Raw genomic sequence first — 15,789 nt, forward strand, 5'->3', positions numbered from 1 at the left:
TCCACCAAGCTCAAGATAAAGGCCGCGGGGTCTTTGAGCCTGCGCGGACAGGGTAGGAATGAAACCGACCGATATCGCGGCCCCCGACTACTTTCACAAGGTGGTCGATTGCCAATGGGCCTGTCCTGCGCACACCCCCGTTCCCGAATACATTCGACTGATCGCACAAGGCCGCTACAGCGACGCCTACATGATCAATTGGAAGTCGAACGTGTTTCCCGGCATCCTGGGACGCACCTGCGACCGCCCGTGCGAGCCCGCGTGCCGGCGCGGACGCGTCGAGGAGACTCCGGTGGCAATCTGCCGCCTCAAGCGGGTCGCCGCGGACTTCAAGGACGACATCAGGCAGCGCCTGCCGCAGCCCGCGCCGAAGAACGGCAAGCGTGTTGCGCTGGTCGGCGGCGGTCCCGCGTCGCTGACGGTGGCGCGCGATCTCGTCCCGCTCGGCTATCACTGCACCGTGTTCGATGCCGATCCGGAAGCCGGCGGCATGATGCGCACGCAGATCCCGAAGTTCCGCCTGCCCAATTCGGTGATCGACGAGGAGACCGGCTACATCCTGGGTCTCGGCGTCGACTTCAAGGGCGGTCACCGCATCGACAGCATGAAATCGCTGCTGGCGGAGAAATACGACGCGATCTTCGTCGGCTCCGGCGCACCGCGCGGCCGCGAGCTCGACATTCCCGGCCGGGAGGAAGCCGCCGGCAACATCCATATCGGCATCGAATGGCTGGCCAACGTGTCGTTCGGCCATGTCGACAAGATCGGCAAGCGCGTGATCGTGCTCGGCGGCGGCAACACCGCGATGGATTGCTGCCGAACCGCGCGCCGCCTCGGCGGCGAGAAAGTCACGGTGATCGTGCGCTCCGGCTTCGAGGAGATGAAGGCCTCGCCGTGGGAGAAGGAGGACGCGATCCACGAGGATATTCCGATCCTCAACTACATGGTGCCGGTGGCATTCAAGCACGTCGCCGGCAAGCTCATCGGCGTCACCTTCCAGCACGTCAAAGCCGAATATGACGCCAAAGGCCGCCGTAACCTCGTGCCTTCGGGCGACCCCGATCAGACCATTCCCTGCGACGACGTGCTGGTCGCGGTCGGCCAGGAGAACGCCTTCCCCTGGATCGAGCAGGATTGCGGCATCGAGTTCGACAAATGGCACATGCCCAAGGTCGACCCCAAGACCTTCGCTTCGACCAACCCGAAAGTATTCTTCGGCGGCGACGCCGCATTCGGCCCGAAGAACATCATCTGGGCGGTCGCGCACGGCCATGACGCCGCGCTGTCGATCCACAAGATGCTGTCGGGCGAGGATATCAGCGAGCGTCCGCTGCCGGAGGTGCAAATCTCCTCGCAGAAGATGGGCATCCACGAATGGAGCTATGACAACGACATCTCCGTCGACAAGCGCTACAAGGTGCCGCATCGCGACAAGGTCGTCGCGCTCAAGGACATCCGCGCCGAGGTCGAGCTCGGCTATGACGTCAAGCTCGCGCTCGGCGAGGCGCACCGCTGCCTGAACTGCGACGTGCAGACGGTGTTCTCGACCTCGCTCTGCATCGAGTGCGATGCCTGCGTCGACATCTGCCCGATGGATTGCATCACCTTCACTGATAACGGCGAGGAAAGCGACCTGCGCCAGCGCCTGAAGGCGCCTTCACTGCATCCGGACCAGGATCTCTACGTCTCCGGCGACCTCAAGACCGGGCGGGTGATGGTCAAGGACGAGGACGTCTGCCTGCATTGCGGGCTGTGCGCCGAGCGCTGTCCCACCGGCGCCTGGGACATGCAGAAATATTTCATCGAGATGACCTACGCAGGTTCGACATGTCCGACAAAAAGCCGATCAGCAGCGTAAACGACTTCGTCGTCCGCTTCGCCAACGTCAACGGCTCGGGCTCGGCCAGCGCCAACGAGATGTTCGCCCGCGCGATCCTGCGCCATGGCGTTCCGGTGTCCCCGCGCAACATCTTCCCCTCCAACATCCAGGGCCTGCCGACCTGGTACGAGGTGCGGGTGACGGAAGCCGGCCATCTCGGCGCCCGCGGCGGCGTCGACATGATGGTGGCGATGAATCCGCAGACCTGGGACAAGGACGTCGCCGGCATCGAGCCCGGCGGCTATCTGTTCTACGATTCCACCAAGCCGATGCCGTCGACCAAATTCCGCGACGACATCACCGTGATCGGCGTGCCGCTGACCGCGATCACCAATTCGACCTACACCGATCCGCGCCAGCGCCAGCTGTTCAAGAACATCATCTATCTGGGCAGCCTCAGTGCGCTGCTCGACATGGATCCGAAGCTGATCGAGCAGCTGATCGGCGAGCAGTACAAGGGCAAGGAGAAGCTGCTCTCCTCCAACGTCCATGCGCTGCATCTCGGCCGCGACTGGGCACTGCAGAACCTGAAATGCCCGATCGGGCTCAGGGTGAAGAAGTCCGACAAGGTCGGCGACCGCATCTTCATCGAAGGCAACAGCGCCGCCGCGCTCGGCGCGGTCTATGGCGGCGCCACGGTGTGCGCCTGGTACCCGATCACGCCGTCCTCGTCGGTGGCGGAGGCTTTCACCGCCCACTGCAAGAAGTACCGGCACGACCCGGAGACGGGCAAGGCGAAGTACGCGATCGTGCAGGGCGAGGACGAGCTGGCCTCGATCGGCATCGTCATCGGCGCGTCCTGGAACGGCGCCCGCGCCTTCACCGCGACCTCGGGCCCCGGCATCTCGCTCATGACGGAATTCATCGGCCTGTCATATTTCGCCGAGATCCCGGCCGTGATCATGAACATCCAGCGTGCCGGCCCCTCCACGGGCATGCCGACCCGCACCCAGCAATGCGACATCATCGCCTGCGCCTATGCCTCGCATGGCGACACCAAGCATGTGCTGCTGTTCCCGGAGGATCCCGCCGAGGCGTTCGAGTTCGCGGCAGCGGCGTTCGACCTCGCCGAACGGCTCCAGACCACGATCTTCCTGATGCTCGATCTCGACATCGGCATGAACCACCGGCTCTGCCGTCCGCTGAAGTGGGACGACGCCCGGCAATACGACCGCGGCAAGATCATGACCGCACAGATGCTGGAGGAGGGCCGCGACTTCGGCCGCTATCTCGACGTCGACGGCGACGGCATTCCCTACCGCACCTATCCCGGCACGCATCCGACCAAGGGCTCCTACTTCACCCGCGGCACCTCGCGTGATCGCTATGCGCGTTACTCCGAGGAAGGCACGGTCTACGCCGACAACATGCAGCGCCTTGTGCGCAAGTTCGAGACCGCGCAGGACCTGGTGCCGCGGCCCCTGCAGGCCAATGCGGAACGTCCGACCAAGTATGGCGTGATCTATTTCGGCTCGACTTCGCCTGCGATGGACGAGGCGATCGGATTGCTCGAAGCGCGCGGGCATCAGCTCGACCGCCTGCGCATCCGCGCCTTCCCGTTCCATTCGAGCGTGGCGAGCTTCCTCGCCGAGCACGATTTCGTCTACGTGGTCGAGCAGAATCGCGACAGCCAGCTGCGCCAGCTGATCGTCAACGAGAACGGCATCGATCCGGTGCGGCTCGTGCCGATCGTGCATTACGACGGCACGCCGATCACCGCCCGTTTCATCGCAAAAGCCATTGGCGACCACCAGGATCACCTCAAGGTGACCCCGCTCCGCAAGGCAGTATCATGATTTGCGCGTCACTCTCTCCGTCGTCATGCCCGGGCAAAGCCGTCCGAAGGACGGCGTCGCTTCCGCTCGCCTATGCCCGGGCATCCACGCGTTTCTTCTTCCTGGCCAAGACGTGGATGGCCGGGACAAGCCCGGCCATGACGCCGCGGAAGCTTCAGGTGCTCGCATGACCTACATTGCCAAGCCGAAATTCCATCACCCCGGGCTGAAGAAGAACGAGCTCGGCTACACGCATCGCGACTACGAGGGCAAGATCTCGACGCTGTGCGCCGGCTGCGGCCACGATTCGATCACGGCCTCGATCATCGAGGCCTGCTACGAGCTCTCGATCGAGCCGCACCGGGTGGCAAAGATCTCCGGCATCGGCTGCTCGTCGAAGACGCCGGACTATTTCCTCGGAAATTCGCACGGCTTCAATTCCGTGCACGGCCGCATGCCCAGCGTGCTGACCGGCGCCAACCTCGCCAACCGCGACCTGATCTATCTCGGCGTCTCCGGCGACGGCGATTCCGCCTCGATCGGCTTCGGCCAGTTCGCGCATTCGATCCGGCGCGGCGTCAACATGACCTATATCGTCGAGAACAACGGCGTCTACGGCCTGACCAAGGGCCAGTTCTCGGCGACCGCCGACCGCGGCTCGAAGAGCAAGAAGGGCGTGATCAACACCGACAACGCGATCGACCTCGTTGCGATCGCCCTGCAACTCGGCGCCACCTTCGTCGCGCGCTCGTTCTCCGGCGACAAGACCCAGCTGGTGCCGCTGATCGCGGCCGCGATCCGCCACAAGGGCGCGTCCTTCATCGACGTCATCAGCCCCTGCATCGCCTTCAACAACCACGCCGGCTCGACCAAGAGTTTCGACTATGTCCGCGAGCACAACGACGCGGTGAACCGGCTCGACGTGCTGGTCGGCCGCGATCCGATCGCCGTCGATTACGCGCCGGGGACGGTGCAGGTGGTCGAGCAGCACGACGGCAGCAAGATTGCGCTGCGCAAGATCGATGCCGACTACGATCCACACGACCGTCTGGGGGCGATGACCTTCCTGCAGAAGCACGCCGCCAAGGGCCAGATCGTCACCGGCCTACTCTATGTCGATCCCGACGCCGAAGACCTGCACGAGCATCTCAACACGGTCGAGACGCCGCTCAACAGCCTGGAGGCGGACACGCTGTGCCCGGGCTCGGCGGCGCTGGACAAGTTCAACGCCAGCCTGCGGTGATCATCGGCGCCGGACCGGACCGGGCTGCCTGACTCGCACGGTGATCTTGTCGGACACGACGGGCGGTTCGAACGGATAGTGCTTCGCATCGCCGAGCACCAGCTGCAGCGTGTGCGTGCCGGGCGGAAGCTCGAGAAAAGTCTCGGTCTGCCCTGCTCCGAAATGCAGGTGGGACTTGTCCTGCGGGATCGGCTCCTTGGGATCGATGGGATCCTTGACGTCGACCAGCAGATGATGATGACCGGCGTTCTGGTAGTCATCGCCGGCATGCGTCACGCCCATGTTGCGCAGGCCGAACCGGACCCAGAACCCACCACGGATCTTCTGCCCGTCCTGCGGGGTGATGAAATAGAGCTTTGCGTCTTTGGGAGCGGTCTTGCCCTGAGAGTAGGCCGCGCCCGGCAACAATGCGAGCGCCGCCGCCAGCGCGGCGCAGCAAATGATCTTCATCAAACCTACTCCAGCTCAAAAAGCGCGATGCGATCAGGAAGAATCGTCATCGTGGTTTGGGTTATTGTTTGAGCATGATCCTTTCGGAAAACCGCTGCACGCCTTTCCGGATCATGCGTCAGGGACTGAGCGCGATCCGGAATCCATGCGTGGGATAACGGACATTGGTATCGTAGCCATCGCGATTGGACGGCCGCACGTATCTCGAATCGTTCTTCCAGGAGCCCGAGCGCAGGACGTGCGATGAGCAGTCGCCGCTCGTCCATGCCGAACCGTCGACCGGCGCACCCTGATAGTTCTTGTGCCAGCAGTCCTCGACCCACTGATCGATGCCGCCGCCCATGTCGTGGAGTCCGAATGGATTGGGCTTGAAGCTGCCGACCTTCGCCGGCTGCTCGGCGGCGAGGTCGCCGCAGTCCTTGCATCCGGCCATGCCCGGCTGGAGCTTGTCGCCCCACCAATACTTGGTTTGCGTTCCGCCGCGGGCCGCGTATTCCCATTCGGCCTCGCTCGGGAGCCGGTACTGCTTCTTCGTCGCCTGCGACAGAAAGGCGGCATATTGCTGCGCGTCAGTCCAGCTCACGTTGCTGACCGGCGCATCGTCCTTGCCGGTCGCGGTGAAACCACACGCGCCCGCAGCCGCGCATTCGTTCCACTCCCGCACGGTCACCGGATATTTTCCGATCGAGAACGGCTTGACCGTGACCTGGTGGACGGGACGCTCGGTCGGATCATCATTGCTTCCCATCGCGAAACTGCCGCCGCGAATGGCGATCATTTCGGGCTCGCGTACCGGCGTCGCGGACGCACTCGGCGCCGGTGCGGGCGATGAAGGCGCCGAAGCCAATGAGGGAGATGGTTGCGGCGCCTGCGTCGCCGCTTCGCGCGGCGGAGCTTGCGGGACCGGGGATGGCGCCGGAGAAGCGGCGGGCGTTGCGACCTGCTCGCCCACCTTGCCCTGAGGCTGTGCCAGCAAATACCAGAGTGCGCCGGCGGCAATGACGAGCAGCGTGATGCCAAGGAGAAAGATCAGCGTGTTCTCGCGCCGGCTTCTTGTCTTGCCAACGGCATCTGCATCCGGCAGCACGCGATAGACGCGCACGGGATCGGTGATGTTCTTGACCTTGCGGTCTCCGAGCGACTCATAGCCGCACACGACCTTGTGCTTGATCTGTTCATAGATTGCGCCGGAGATGTAGACCTGCCCCGGCTCCGCGATGCCCTCGATGCGCGTGGCGATGTTGACACCGTCACCATAGATGTCGTCCGGCTCCACGATGACATCGCCGAGATTGACGCCGATCCGATATTCGAGCCGGGAATGCTTGGGAAGCGAGGCGTTGCGGCCGATGAGATTCTGCTGGATGACGATGCTGCATCGAACGGCCTCCACGGGACTGTCGAAGATGGCGATGAAGCCGTCGCCGGTCGTCTTCACCAGGCTTCCATGGTGCTCGATGATGCTGGGCTGGATGAGGTCTCGCTCGATCCGCTTGACGCGAACATGCGTGCCTTCCTCGTCGGCCTGCATCAACCGACTGTAGGAGGCGATGTCACCGACGATGATCGCGGCGAGTCGACGAGGCACTCCGCTGTGTGGCGGCGGCTCATCCTGATTTCCGGATCTGAAGTTGCGAATTTCGCCCATGCGGGGGGACTCCAGAAACTTGCGAGGCAGTCCCAGCTTACGACGGCCAAAGGCAGCCGTCTGTGAAGGCTATCACATTGACGAACCGAGACAATGTCCCAGCGATCGCCGGCGTCGGGTTCCAAAGAACCAGGGCGCTACATCCGTTGAACCTTCTTGATCGCAGCAATGACTAAGGCCCGACGAAAGGCTACTGGCCCGTGTCCCCTGTACGCTGCTCACACGCGCGACGTGCAAACGTTGAACGCAATGCATCTGCCGGGCGTCCAACGGACAGCAGTTCTGTTGTGCTGCGGCAAAGTCGTCACCCGCCCGAGGCCGTCATGAAGCGCTCCCTCATTGCTGCCCTAGCTTTCGCTGCCCTGACCGGCGTCGCCCACGCGGATGAGGCCGACAACGTCCGGGAGACCACAAAGGCCGAAGCCGACGCCTTCAATGCGCGGCTCTATGCGGAGATGCCCGGCACCAAGTCCTATGCCTGCTTCGTGCGTCGTTACGATGCCGAGCATCTGGCCCGGCATCCCAAGCAGAAGGTGGCTTCCATGAAGCTGCTAATCTCGGCGGAAATCGACAAGGAGGACAAGCAGCTGTACAATTCCTTCCGTCTGGGTTTTCGCTATCGCCATCGCTCCGGCGATTTCGACTCCAGCGGCTCGTGTGGCAGCCACGCGGTGCTTCTCAGCCAGGGAGACGAGGTCCGCCTGGGCTGCGGCGTGGACTGCGAAGGCGGCGGGATCGAAGTGGCGCTGTCCAAGGACAACAAGTCCGCCATCATCCGCCTCGAGCGGATCAGGGTCTGGCAGAACAACAAGCCGGACGACGACGCCGAGCAATCGCTGGTCGCCGGCGCCGACGACAAGATCTTCCGTCTCGACCGCACCGACAACAGCGAATGCACCTCGCTCGTGACTGACCGCAAGGAACTCGCCGCATTGCGGCACAAGTGATATCTGTCGCGCGAGCTCAGTCCAGCCGAAGGAGATCGCCATGAACCGACGGAACATCTTGTGGAGCGCCGTCTCGGCCCTGGGCGCGGCGCTGGGCGCCTCCAGCGCGAAAGCTGCGACGGAAGCCGGCACGGGCAACAAGCTGAAGGTCGTCTATCATCTCAACGATGCCGAGAAGGTCAATTTCGTGCTCGGCAACATCCAGAACCACATCGATGGCGTCGGTGGTCCCGAGCACGTGACCCTCGCGCTGGTGATCCACGGGCCGGCGCTGAAAGCGTTTCACGCGGCGCAGGCCAATCCCGATGTCAGCAAGCGCGTCGGCGCGTTCTCCAAGGACGGCGTCGAGCTCGCCGCCTGCGGCAACACCATGAAGGCGCAGAACGTCACGCTGAAGGAGCTGCTGCCTGGCTTCGTCAGCGCGGAGAACGGCGGCGTGGTCCGCCTCGCTGAGCTGCAGTCGCAGGGGTATTTGTATCTGCGGCCGTAAGGCACTGCACTTGCCACGAGAGAGGTGCGCTCCCTCCCCCGCCTGCGGGGGAGGGTTGGGGAGAGGGTGTCTCGGCGATGGGACAATCCCCTAGAGGAAAGAGCCCTCACCCGGCGCACGGGACGATGCTGCGCATCGCCCGGGCGCGCCGACCTCTCCCGCAAGCAAGCGGGAGAGGTAAGAGGAGCCCGCGGATGCCTTTCGCTTCAAAGCTACCAGCGCGGCCAATCTCACTTGACTGACCCATAACTCCACGGTTATGAGTTTATCCATAACTTCCTGGTTATGGATCTCGCATGTCCGCCACCCACGACCTCCTGTTCAGGACGCTCGCCGATCCGACCCGGCGGGCGATCTTCGAGCGGCTGTGCCGCGAAGGAGAGCAGACCGTCGGGGCACTGACGGCGCGATCCGGCGTGTCCCAGCCGGCCGTGTCGAAACATCTCGGCGCCTTGAAGCAGGCCGGCCTGGTGCGCGACCGCCACGAGGGACGCCAGACCCATTACAGCGCGCGGCCCGGTGCGCTCAATCCGCTGATCGACTGGACCGGCCAGATGGCCGGCTTCTGGCAGAACCGGCTCGACGCGCTCGACGATCTCCTGAAGAGGATGGACCAATGACCGAAACCGCGACCGAAAAGCGTTCAGTCGTCATCGAGCGCGAATTTGCCTATCCGGCTGAACGGCTCTGGCGCGCGCTGACGCAGCCGCATCTGATCGAGGAATGGCTGATGAAGAACGACTTCAAGCCGACCGTCGGTCATCGCTTCAACCTGCGCGGCGAATGGGGCGGCGTGCTGGACTGCGAGGTGCTCACCATAGAGCCGCAGAAGACGCTCGCCTACACCTGGAATTTCTCCCACGAGGACGCCGCGTTCGACCTCAAGAGCGTTGTGACCTTCACGCTGACGCCAACGAACGCCGGCACGCATTTGCGCGTCGAGCAGGCGGGCTTCAGCCCGACGCAGAAGCAGGCTTTCGGCGGCGCGCATGCCGGCTGGAAGCAATTTCTGGCCAGGCTGGACGACGTGCTGGCGCGGGCAGGCTAAAGCCTCCGCCGGTTGTCTCTTCCGATCAATCTCCAAAGAGGACCCAATGAGCACGCATATGTGGATTCGGCAGATTCATCGCTGGCTGTCGATGGCCTTCACCCTCGCGGTCATCGCCAACATCGTGGCGATGATCATGCAGGTACAGGCCGTGTGGATCGGCTTCCTCGCGCTCGTGCCGCTCATTCCGCTGCTTGCGACCGGGCTGTATCTGTTCGCGCTGCCCTATGTCCGCCGCGGCACCGCGTGAGTGAGGCGGGATGATGAAGACGACGAAGAAGACTGGCGCGAAGGACGCGAATGCGGCTCCGCCTTCCAAGATGATCGACGGCCGGATCAAGGAGCTCGGCGACTGGCGCGGCGAGATGCTGGGGCGCATCCGCGGCCTGATCAGGGAGGCCGACCCTGATGTGGTCGAAGAGTGGAAATGGCGCGGCGTTCCCGTATGGGAGCACGACGGCATCATCTGCACCGGCGAAACCTACAAGGAAGTGGTGAAGCTGACCTTTGCCAAGGGCGCGGCGCTGGAGGATCCGTCAGGCCTGTTCAACTCCAGCCTCGACGGAAATGTGCGCCGCGCGATCGATATTCGCGAAGGCGAGACCATCAACGAGAAGGCGTTGAAGGCGCTGATCCGCGCCGCGGTGAAGCTGAATACGTCCAAGAAGAAGACGGCCAAGCGCTCGGCCTAAAGCGCGATGCGATTAGGATGAATCGTCATCGCGCTTTAGGTTGTCGTTCAAGCATGATCTTTTCGGAAAACCGCTGCGCACTTTTCCGGATCATGCTTTGGGCGCGATGGGTCCACCTAATCTCTTGAGCCGCCCCGCAGGCTCCACCTCTCTCGCTTGCGGGAGAGGTCGGCGTGCCCGGGCGATGCGCAGCATCGTCCCGTGCGCCGGGTGAGGGTTCTCTCCTCTGGGGGACTCCCACCGCGGAGACACCCTCTCCCCAGCCCTCCCCCGCAAGCGCAGGGCTATCGCATGTGAGGTGTGAGTTGTGGGGCACCGACTGTTTCTACAGCGTCATGGCCGGGCTTGTCCCGGCCATCCACGCGTTTCCACGCAGCACAAGAACGTGGATGCCCGGGACAAGCCCGGGCATGACGACCTCTGCAAAATGTGCACATGCGATAGCCCTGCCCGCAAGCGGGGGAGGGAGCGCACCTTCATCGGAGCACTAGCTGAGTCCCAAGCAAGCCGTGGCCTTACGCCACCGCGGCCGGGATCGGGCGCGGGCTCACGACATATTCGCGCAGGACCTTGTCGTTGGCATCGACCTCGATCAGCGCGACGTCGTAGGTCCAGAGATCGGCGAGGTGCTGGAGCACGCGCTTGGCATCGGTCTCGTTGAGCTGCGAGCCCTTGATGACGTGGTGATGCAGGATCAGCCGGCGGTCGCCGGCAAGATCAACGTCGACCACCTCGATGTTGGCGTCGATATAGCCGACGTCGTGCTGCCGCGCCAGCTCGCGGCGGACGCGGCGGAAACCGCGCTCGTCATGGATGGCATCGACGCGGATGCCGGCGCGCTCCTCGGGATCGTCGTGCAGATGGAACATGCGGAAGTGCCGCATCAACTTGGGACTCAGGAACTGGCCGATGAAGCTCTCGTCGCGGTAATTGGCCCAGACGTCGCGCAGCACGCCCATGACGTCGTTCTTGCCGGCGATGTCGGGGAACCATTCGCGGTCCTCGTCCTCCGGCCTGGTGACGATGCGCTCGATGTCCTGCATCACGGCGAAGCCGAGCGCGTAGGGGTTGAAACCCGAGAAGCGCGGGTCGTCGAATTCGGGCTGGAACACCACGTTGGTGTGCGATCCCAGGAATTCGAGGAAGTTGCCGTCGCTGATGCGCCCCTGCTGATGCAGCTGGGTCATGATGCGATAGTGGACGTAGGTCGCCGTCCCCTCGTTCATCACCTTGGTCTGGCTCTGCGGATAGAAATACTGCGCGATGTGGCGGACGATGCGCAGGAGCTCGCGCTGCCAGGGCGCCAGCCGCGGCGCGCTCTTCTCCAGGAAATAGAGCAGGTTCTCCTGCGGCAGGCCGAGCAGCTTGCGGCGGCGCTCGATGCTGAGCGTGGACCGGCTCTTGGCGACGCCCTTGGGCACCGTGCGCCAGAGATCGTTGAAGACCTCCTCCTCGTGCTGGCGGCGGCGCCCTGCCCGCTTCTCCTCGGCGCGCAGATCGAGCTTCTTCTTGCCGGGATAGCGGTCGATGCCGTGCGACATCAGCGCATGCGCGGCATCGAGCGTGCGCTCGACCTCGATGCGGCCGTAGCGGTCCTCGCACTGCATGACGTAGTTCTTTGCGAAGTCGAGATAATCCAGAATGCCGTCGGCATCGGTCCACTGCTTGAACAGATAATTGTTCTTGAAGAAATGATTGTGGCCGAAGGCAGCGTGCGCGATCACCAGCGTCTGCATCGTCGCCGTGTTCTCCTCCATCAGATAGGAGATGCAGGGCGAGGAGTTGATCACGATCTCATAGGCGAGCCCCATCAGGCCCTTGCGATAGGACGCCTCATGGAAGGCAAAGTGCTTGCCGAACGACCAGTGCTTGTAGAACAAGGGCATGCCGACCGAGGAATAGGCGTCCAGCATCTGCTCGGCCGTGATGACCTCGATCTGGTTCGGATAGACGTCGAGCCCGAGATCCTTCAGCGCCACCTCCTCGCAGGCATCGGTGATGCGCTGCAAGGTGTGGAAATCCCAATCGGCGCCTTCGAACAATCGTTCCGTCATGGAGCGGTCTTCTCCTGGGCAGTTTCGCGGCGCTGGAACAAGTCGTGGAACACCGGAAAGATCTCGCTGCGCTCAGAGACCTTGCGCATCGAGAGCGGTGCGCCGTTGTTGCGCAGGCGCTCGTAGAGGGTCCAAAGCGAGGAGTCGGAGAGATCGAAGGCGCTTCCGCCTGCTTCCCCGACCTCGAGATAGGCAAAGAACTGGCAGACCGGCAGGATCTTCTCGGTCAGCAGGAGCCCCGTCAGCTCGCCGTCGGAATAGGAATTGTCGCCGTCGGAGGCTTGCGCGGCGTAGATGTTCCAGTCCGACGGGTTGAAGCGCTCGCGCACGATCTCATGCATCGCCTGGAGCGCGCTGGAGACCAGCGTGCCGCCCGAGGCCGGGCCGTAGAAGAAGGTCTGCTCGTCCACCTCCTCGGCGCGGTCGGTGTGGCGGATGAAGACGATCTCGACATGCTTGTAGCGGCGCTTCAGGAACACGTAGAGCAGCATGTAGAAGCGCTTTGCCAGATCCTTCATGTGCTCCGACATCGAGCCGGAGACGTCCATCAGGCAGAACATCACGGCCTGCGCGACGGGCTTCGGCACCGTCTCGAAGCGCCGGTAGCGGATGTCGAGCGGATCGATGAAGGGAATGCGCTTGGACTTCGCCTTCAGCCTTTCCAGCTGAGCGACCAGCTCCGCGCGCTCGTCCTCGTCCGTGCATGCTTCGACCGCGGCTTCCAGCTCCTCGATCTCGTCCTTGCGGGGACGCTTGAGCGCGATGCGGCGCGCAAGCGCGAGCTTCACCGTCCGGCTCACCGAGATGTTGGCGGGCGAGCCCGACATGGTGTAGCCGGCGCGCTGGATGCCCTCGCTCTCGGTCTGCGCGATCTTGCGCTTGGCGAGATCCGGAAGCTCGAGGTCGTCGAGGAAGAGATCGACGAACTCGTCCCGGCTGAGCACGAAGCGGAAGGCGTCCTCGCTGTCGCCTTCGCCGGGACCGGAGTCCTTGGCGCTGCCCTGGCCGGAGCGCTGCAGATAGTCGCCCTCGACGAACTTCTTGTTGCCGGGCAGGACCATGTCCCGCGTTCCGCCTTCACGGCGGAAGCGCGGCTCGTGCATGCCGTCGAGCGGAATCGTGACCTCACCACCCTCCAGGACGTCCTTGATGTCGCGTTCCTGCGAGGTCTTCTTGACGGCGCCCTGCACCAGGGACTTGGCCCGACGCAAGAACCGCTGACGGTTCTCAAGACTCTTGCCGCCTGGATTCAGGCGCCTGTCAATAATGTGGATGGGCACTTTTCCATTCGCCTCCCAGGCGCCTCAACCGGCCTGCTTCACGCGCATGTACCATTCGACGAGCCGGCGAACCTGACGCTCGGTGTAGCCGCGCTCCACCATGCGTGCCACGAACTCGCCGTGCTTTTTCTCCGTCTCGCCGTCCTTCTTCGACCCGAAGGAGATGACCGGAAGCAGGTCCTCGACCTGGGAGAATATCCGCTTTTCGATCACATCGCGAATCTTCTCGTAGGAGGTCCAGGTCGGATTCTTGCCGCCATTCTGGGCCCGCGACCGTAACGAGAATTTGACGACCTCGTTGCGGAAGTCCTTGGGGTTGGCGATCCCCGCCGGCTTCTCGATTTTCGTCAGCTCCTGGTTCAAAAGCTCGCGATCGAGCAGCTGGCCGGTGTCGGGATCCTTGAAGTCCTGGTCCTCGATCCAGGCGTCGGCATAGTCGACGTAGCGATCGAACAGGTTCTGGCCGTAATCCGAGTAGGATTCGAGATAGGCCTTCTGGATCTCGTTACCGATGAACTCGGCATAGCGCGGCGCCAGCTCCGCCTTGATGAATTCCAGATAGCGCTTCTCGGTCTCCTCCGGCAGCTGCTCGCGGCGGATCGCCTGCTCCAGCGCGTACATCAGATGCACGGCGTCGGCGGCGACCTCCTGCGGATCGTGGTTGAAGGTCGCAGCCAGAATCTTGAAGGCGAAGCGGGTCGAGACGCCGTCCATGCCCTCGTCGACGCCGGCGGCGTCGCGATATTCCTGGACGCTGCGCGCCTTCGGGTCGGATTCCTTCAGGCTCTCGCCGTCGTAGACCCGCATCTTGGCGAACAGGGTGGAATTCTCGTGCTTGCGCAGGCGCGACATCACCGAGAACCGCGCCAGCGTCTCCAGCGTCGAAGGCGCACAAGGAGCCGCCGCGAGCTCGGAGCCCTGGATCAGCTTCTCGTAGATCTTCTGCTCCTCGGTGACCCTGAGGCAGTAGGGCACCTTGATCACGCAGATGCGGTCGATGAAGGCTTCGTTGTTCTTGTTGGCTTTGAAGCTCGCCCACTCCGCTTCGTTGGAGTGCGCGAGGATCACGCCCGTGTACGGGATCGCGCCGATGTTCTCGGTGCCGATGTAGTTGCCTTCCTGCGTTGCGGTCAGCAGCGGGTGCAGCATCTTGATCGGCGCCTTGAACATCTCGACGAACTCGAGCACGCCCTGGTTGGCGCGGTTGAGGCCGCCGGAATAGCTGTAGGCGTCGGGATCGTTCTGGGCGTAGGTCTCGAGCTTGCGGATGTCGACCTTGCCGACCAGCGAGGAGATGTCCTGGTTGTTCTCGTCACCGGGCTCGGTCTTGGCGATCGCGATCTGGCGCAGCCGCGACGGCTGGATTTTTGCGACCCGGAACTGGGAAATGTCGCCGCCGAAGGCCTCGAGCCGCTTGTAGCACCACGGGCTCATCAGGCCGGTGAGACGACGGCGCGGAATGCCGTACTTCTCTTCCAGCATCGGGCCGAGCTGATCGGGATCGAACAGGCTGAGCGGACTTTCAAACACGGGCGAGAGTTCGTCGCCGGCCTTGAGCACGTAGATCGGATGCACTTCCATCAGCGACTTCAGCCGCTCGGCGAGCGAGGACTTGCCGCCGCCGACCGGGCCGAGCAGATAAAGGATCTGCTTGCGCTCCTCCAGTCCCTGCGCCGCATGCCGGAAGAAACCGACGATGCGCTCGATCGTTTCCTCCATGCCGTAGAAGCCGGCGAAGGCTGGATAGGTGCGGATCGTGCGGTTCAAAAAAATACGGCCAAGGCGTGGGTCCTTGGCCGTGTCAATCGTCTGGGGCTCACCGATCGCCGCTAGCAGTCGTTCGGCCGCGTTCGCGTATTTCATGGGATCGCTTCGACACGATTCCAGATATTCCGCCATCGACATGTCGTGCTGGCTTCTCGCCTCGAACGACCGAGCGAAAGCGTTGAATAAAGAATCGTTGTACATGATCCCTCTCCGCGTGAGTTCCGCTACAAGCTGAAACGAAAGCAGTTACCGGACCGTTCCTCAGGCCGTTTCGAATCAGCGTGAGCACATGACGATCATTGGACACCCGGGTGCCAACTCGACGCAACGCACAACGTAGGCACTCTATGAGTTACGAACAGGCACATGCCCGTAATTTGTGCGAATCTTTGTCTATATTGGCTCATTTCCAGAAAATGTCACTTGGTCGCAACATCCGGGCATTCCCGGGGATGCGCCCATCCGGCAATGCAGCATAGCGATCCGGGCGCGGCGATCTTATGACACTTGTACGGC

At 63.1% G+C, this 15,789-nt stretch carries 14 protein-coding genes; 9 read left to right on the forward strand and 5 right to left on the reverse strand.

What is annotated here, in order from left to right:
* Positions 1–58 precede the first annotated feature (58 nt).
* The 3 genes from ACM42_RS28750 to ACM42_RS28760 all read left to right on the forward strand — a co-directional run bounded on the left by ACM42_RS28750 (position 59) and on the right by ACM42_RS28760 (position 4,897).
* Positions 59–1,858: an FAD-dependent oxidoreductase gene (locus tag ACM42_RS28750; RefSeq protein ID WP_271531002.1), complete on the forward strand. Its 1,800-nt coding sequence runs from the start codon at positions 59–61 to the stop codon at positions 1,856–1,858.
* Positions 1,828–3,675, forward strand: coding sequence for a 2-oxoacid:acceptor oxidoreductase subunit alpha (locus ACM42_RS28755; protein ID WP_028177521.1), 1,848 nt, complete (start codon positions 1,828–1,830; stop codon positions 3,673–3,675). Before ACM42_RS28750 ends, ACM42_RS28755 begins: the two co-directional genes overlap by 31 nt.
* 166 nt (positions 3,676–3,841) lie before the next feature.
* Complete coding sequence (locus tag ACM42_RS28760) at positions 3,842–4,897, forward strand: 2-oxoacid:ferredoxin oxidoreductase subunit beta (RefSeq protein WP_271531003.1); 1,056 nt, start codon at positions 3,842–3,844, stop codon at positions 4,895–4,897.
* Here the strand turns inward: ACM42_RS28760 and ACM42_RS28765 are convergent, their stop codons facing one another.
* On the reverse strand, positions 4,898–5,347 hold the full coding sequence (locus ACM42_RS28765) for a DUF4399 domain-containing protein (protein WP_271531004.1): 450 nt from the start codon (positions 5,345–5,347) through the stop codon (positions 4,898–4,900).
* Positions 5,348–5,465: 118 nt separating this feature from the next.
* Positions 5,466–6,995: an SUMF1/EgtB/PvdO family nonheme iron enzyme gene (locus ACM42_RS28770; protein WP_271531005.1), complete on the reverse strand. Its 1,530-nt coding sequence runs from the start codon at positions 6,993–6,995 to the stop codon at positions 5,466–5,468.
* A 323-nt stretch (positions 6,996–7,318) separates the two neighbouring features.
* Between ACM42_RS28770 and ACM42_RS28775 the strand changes: the two genes are divergently transcribed.
* The 6 genes from ACM42_RS28775 to ACM42_RS28800 all read left to right on the forward strand — a co-directional run bounded on the left by ACM42_RS28775 (position 7,319) and on the right by ACM42_RS28800 (position 10,172).
* On the forward strand, positions 7,319–7,942 hold the full coding sequence (locus tag ACM42_RS28775) for a hypothetical protein (protein WP_271531006.1): 624 nt from the start codon (positions 7,319–7,321) through the stop codon (positions 7,940–7,942).
* A 40-nt stretch (positions 7,943–7,982) separates the two neighbouring features.
* Positions 7,983–8,432 (forward strand): DsrE family protein, encoded by a 450-nt coding sequence (locus ACM42_RS28780; protein ID WP_271531007.1) that lies wholly within the window; start codon positions 7,983–7,985, stop codon positions 8,430–8,432.
* A 296-nt stretch (positions 8,433–8,728) separates the two neighbouring features.
* Positions 8,729–9,052 (forward strand): ArsR/SmtB family transcription factor, encoded by a 324-nt coding sequence (locus tag ACM42_RS28785; RefSeq protein WP_028177515.1) that lies wholly within the window; start codon positions 8,729–8,731, stop codon positions 9,050–9,052.
* A complete protein-coding gene (locus tag ACM42_RS28790) occupies positions 9,049–9,480 on the forward strand; it encodes an SRPBCC family protein (RefSeq protein ID WP_271531008.1) in 432 nt (143 codons plus the stop codon). Before ACM42_RS28785 ends, ACM42_RS28790 begins: the two co-directional genes overlap by 4 nt.
* A gap of 46 nt (positions 9,481–9,526) precedes the next feature.
* Entirely contained in the window at positions 9,527–9,730 is a 204-nt protein-coding gene (locus ACM42_RS28795) for a hypothetical protein (RefSeq protein WP_271531009.1), read from the forward strand.
* A 10-nt stretch (positions 9,731–9,740) separates the two neighbouring features.
* Positions 9,741–10,172, forward strand: coding sequence for a DUF1801 domain-containing protein (locus ACM42_RS28800; RefSeq protein WP_271531010.1), 432 nt, complete (start codon positions 9,741–9,743; stop codon positions 10,170–10,172).
* Between the two features lie 515 nt (positions 10,173–10,687).
* Here the strand turns inward: ACM42_RS28800 and ACM42_RS28805 are convergent.
* The 3 genes from ACM42_RS28805 to ACM42_RS28815 are packed head-to-tail and all read right to left on the reverse strand — an operon-like array spanning position 10,688 to position 15,474.
* Entirely contained in the window at positions 10,688–12,226 is a 1,539-nt protein-coding gene (locus tag ACM42_RS28805; protein ID WP_271531011.1) for a SpoVR family protein, read from the reverse strand.
* Positions 12,223–13,500: a YeaH/YhbH family protein gene (locus ACM42_RS28810; protein ID WP_271531179.1), complete on the reverse strand. Its 1,278-nt coding sequence runs from the start codon at positions 13,498–13,500 to the stop codon at positions 12,223–12,225. The genes ACM42_RS28805 and ACM42_RS28810 overlap by 4 nt, the downstream gene beginning before the upstream one ends.
* A gap of 30 nt (positions 13,501–13,530) precedes the next feature.
* Complete coding sequence (locus tag ACM42_RS28815) at positions 13,531–15,474, reverse strand: PrkA family serine protein kinase (RefSeq protein WP_271531012.1); 1,944 nt, start codon at positions 15,472–15,474, stop codon at positions 13,531–13,533.
* Between the last annotated feature and the right edge of the window lie 315 nt (positions 15,475–15,789).

The organism is Bradyrhizobium sp. CCBAU 25338 (assembly GCF_028128965.1).
Lineage (GTDB): Bacteria > Pseudomonadota > Alphaproteobacteria > Rhizobiales > Xanthobacteraceae > Bradyrhizobium > Bradyrhizobium liaoningense.

Coding starts and splice junctions, on each gene's coding strand:
- ACM42_RS28815 (WP_271531012.1), bottom strand. CDS start 15,474: ATGTACAACGATTCTTTATTCAACGCTTTCGCTCGGTCGTTCGAGGCG.
- ACM42_RS28785 (WP_028177515.1), top strand. CDS start 8,729: ATGTCCGCCACCCACGACCTCCTGTTCAGGACGCTCGCCGATCCGACC.
- ACM42_RS28780 (WP_271531007.1), top strand. CDS start 7,983: ATGAACCGACGGAACATCTTGTGGAGCGCCGTCTCGGCCCTGGGCGCG.
- ACM42_RS28760 (WP_271531003.1), top strand. CDS start 3,842: ATGACCTACATTGCCAAGCCGAAATTCCATCACCCCGGGCTGAAGAAG.
- ACM42_RS28770 (WP_271531005.1), bottom strand. CDS start 6,995: ATGGGCGAAATTCGCAACTTCAGATCCGGAAATCAGGATGAGCCGCCG.
- ACM42_RS28750 (WP_271531002.1), top strand. CDS start 59: ATGAAACCGACCGATATCGCGGCCCCCGACTACTTTCACAAGGTGGTC.
- ACM42_RS28755 (WP_028177521.1), top strand. CDS start 1,828: ATGTCCGACAAAAAGCCGATCAGCAGCGTAAACGACTTCGTCGTCCGC.
- ACM42_RS28800 (WP_271531010.1), top strand. CDS start 9,741: ATGATGAAGACGACGAAGAAGACTGGCGCGAAGGACGCGAATGCGGCT.
- ACM42_RS28795 (WP_271531009.1), top strand. CDS start 9,527: ATGAGCACGCATATGTGGATTCGGCAGATTCATCGCTGGCTGTCGATG.
- ACM42_RS28765 (WP_271531004.1), bottom strand. CDS start 5,347: ATGAAGATCATTTGCTGCGCCGCGCTGGCGGCGGCGCTCGCATTGTTG.
- ACM42_RS28790 (WP_271531008.1), top strand. CDS start 9,049: ATGACCGAAACCGCGACCGAAAAGCGTTCAGTCGTCATCGAGCGCGAA.
- ACM42_RS28805 (WP_271531011.1), bottom strand. CDS start 12,226: ATGACGGAACGATTGTTCGAAGGCGCCGATTGGGATTTCCACACCTTG.
- ACM42_RS28775 (WP_271531006.1), top strand. CDS start 7,319: ATGAAGCGCTCCCTCATTGCTGCCCTAGCTTTCGCTGCCCTGACCGGC.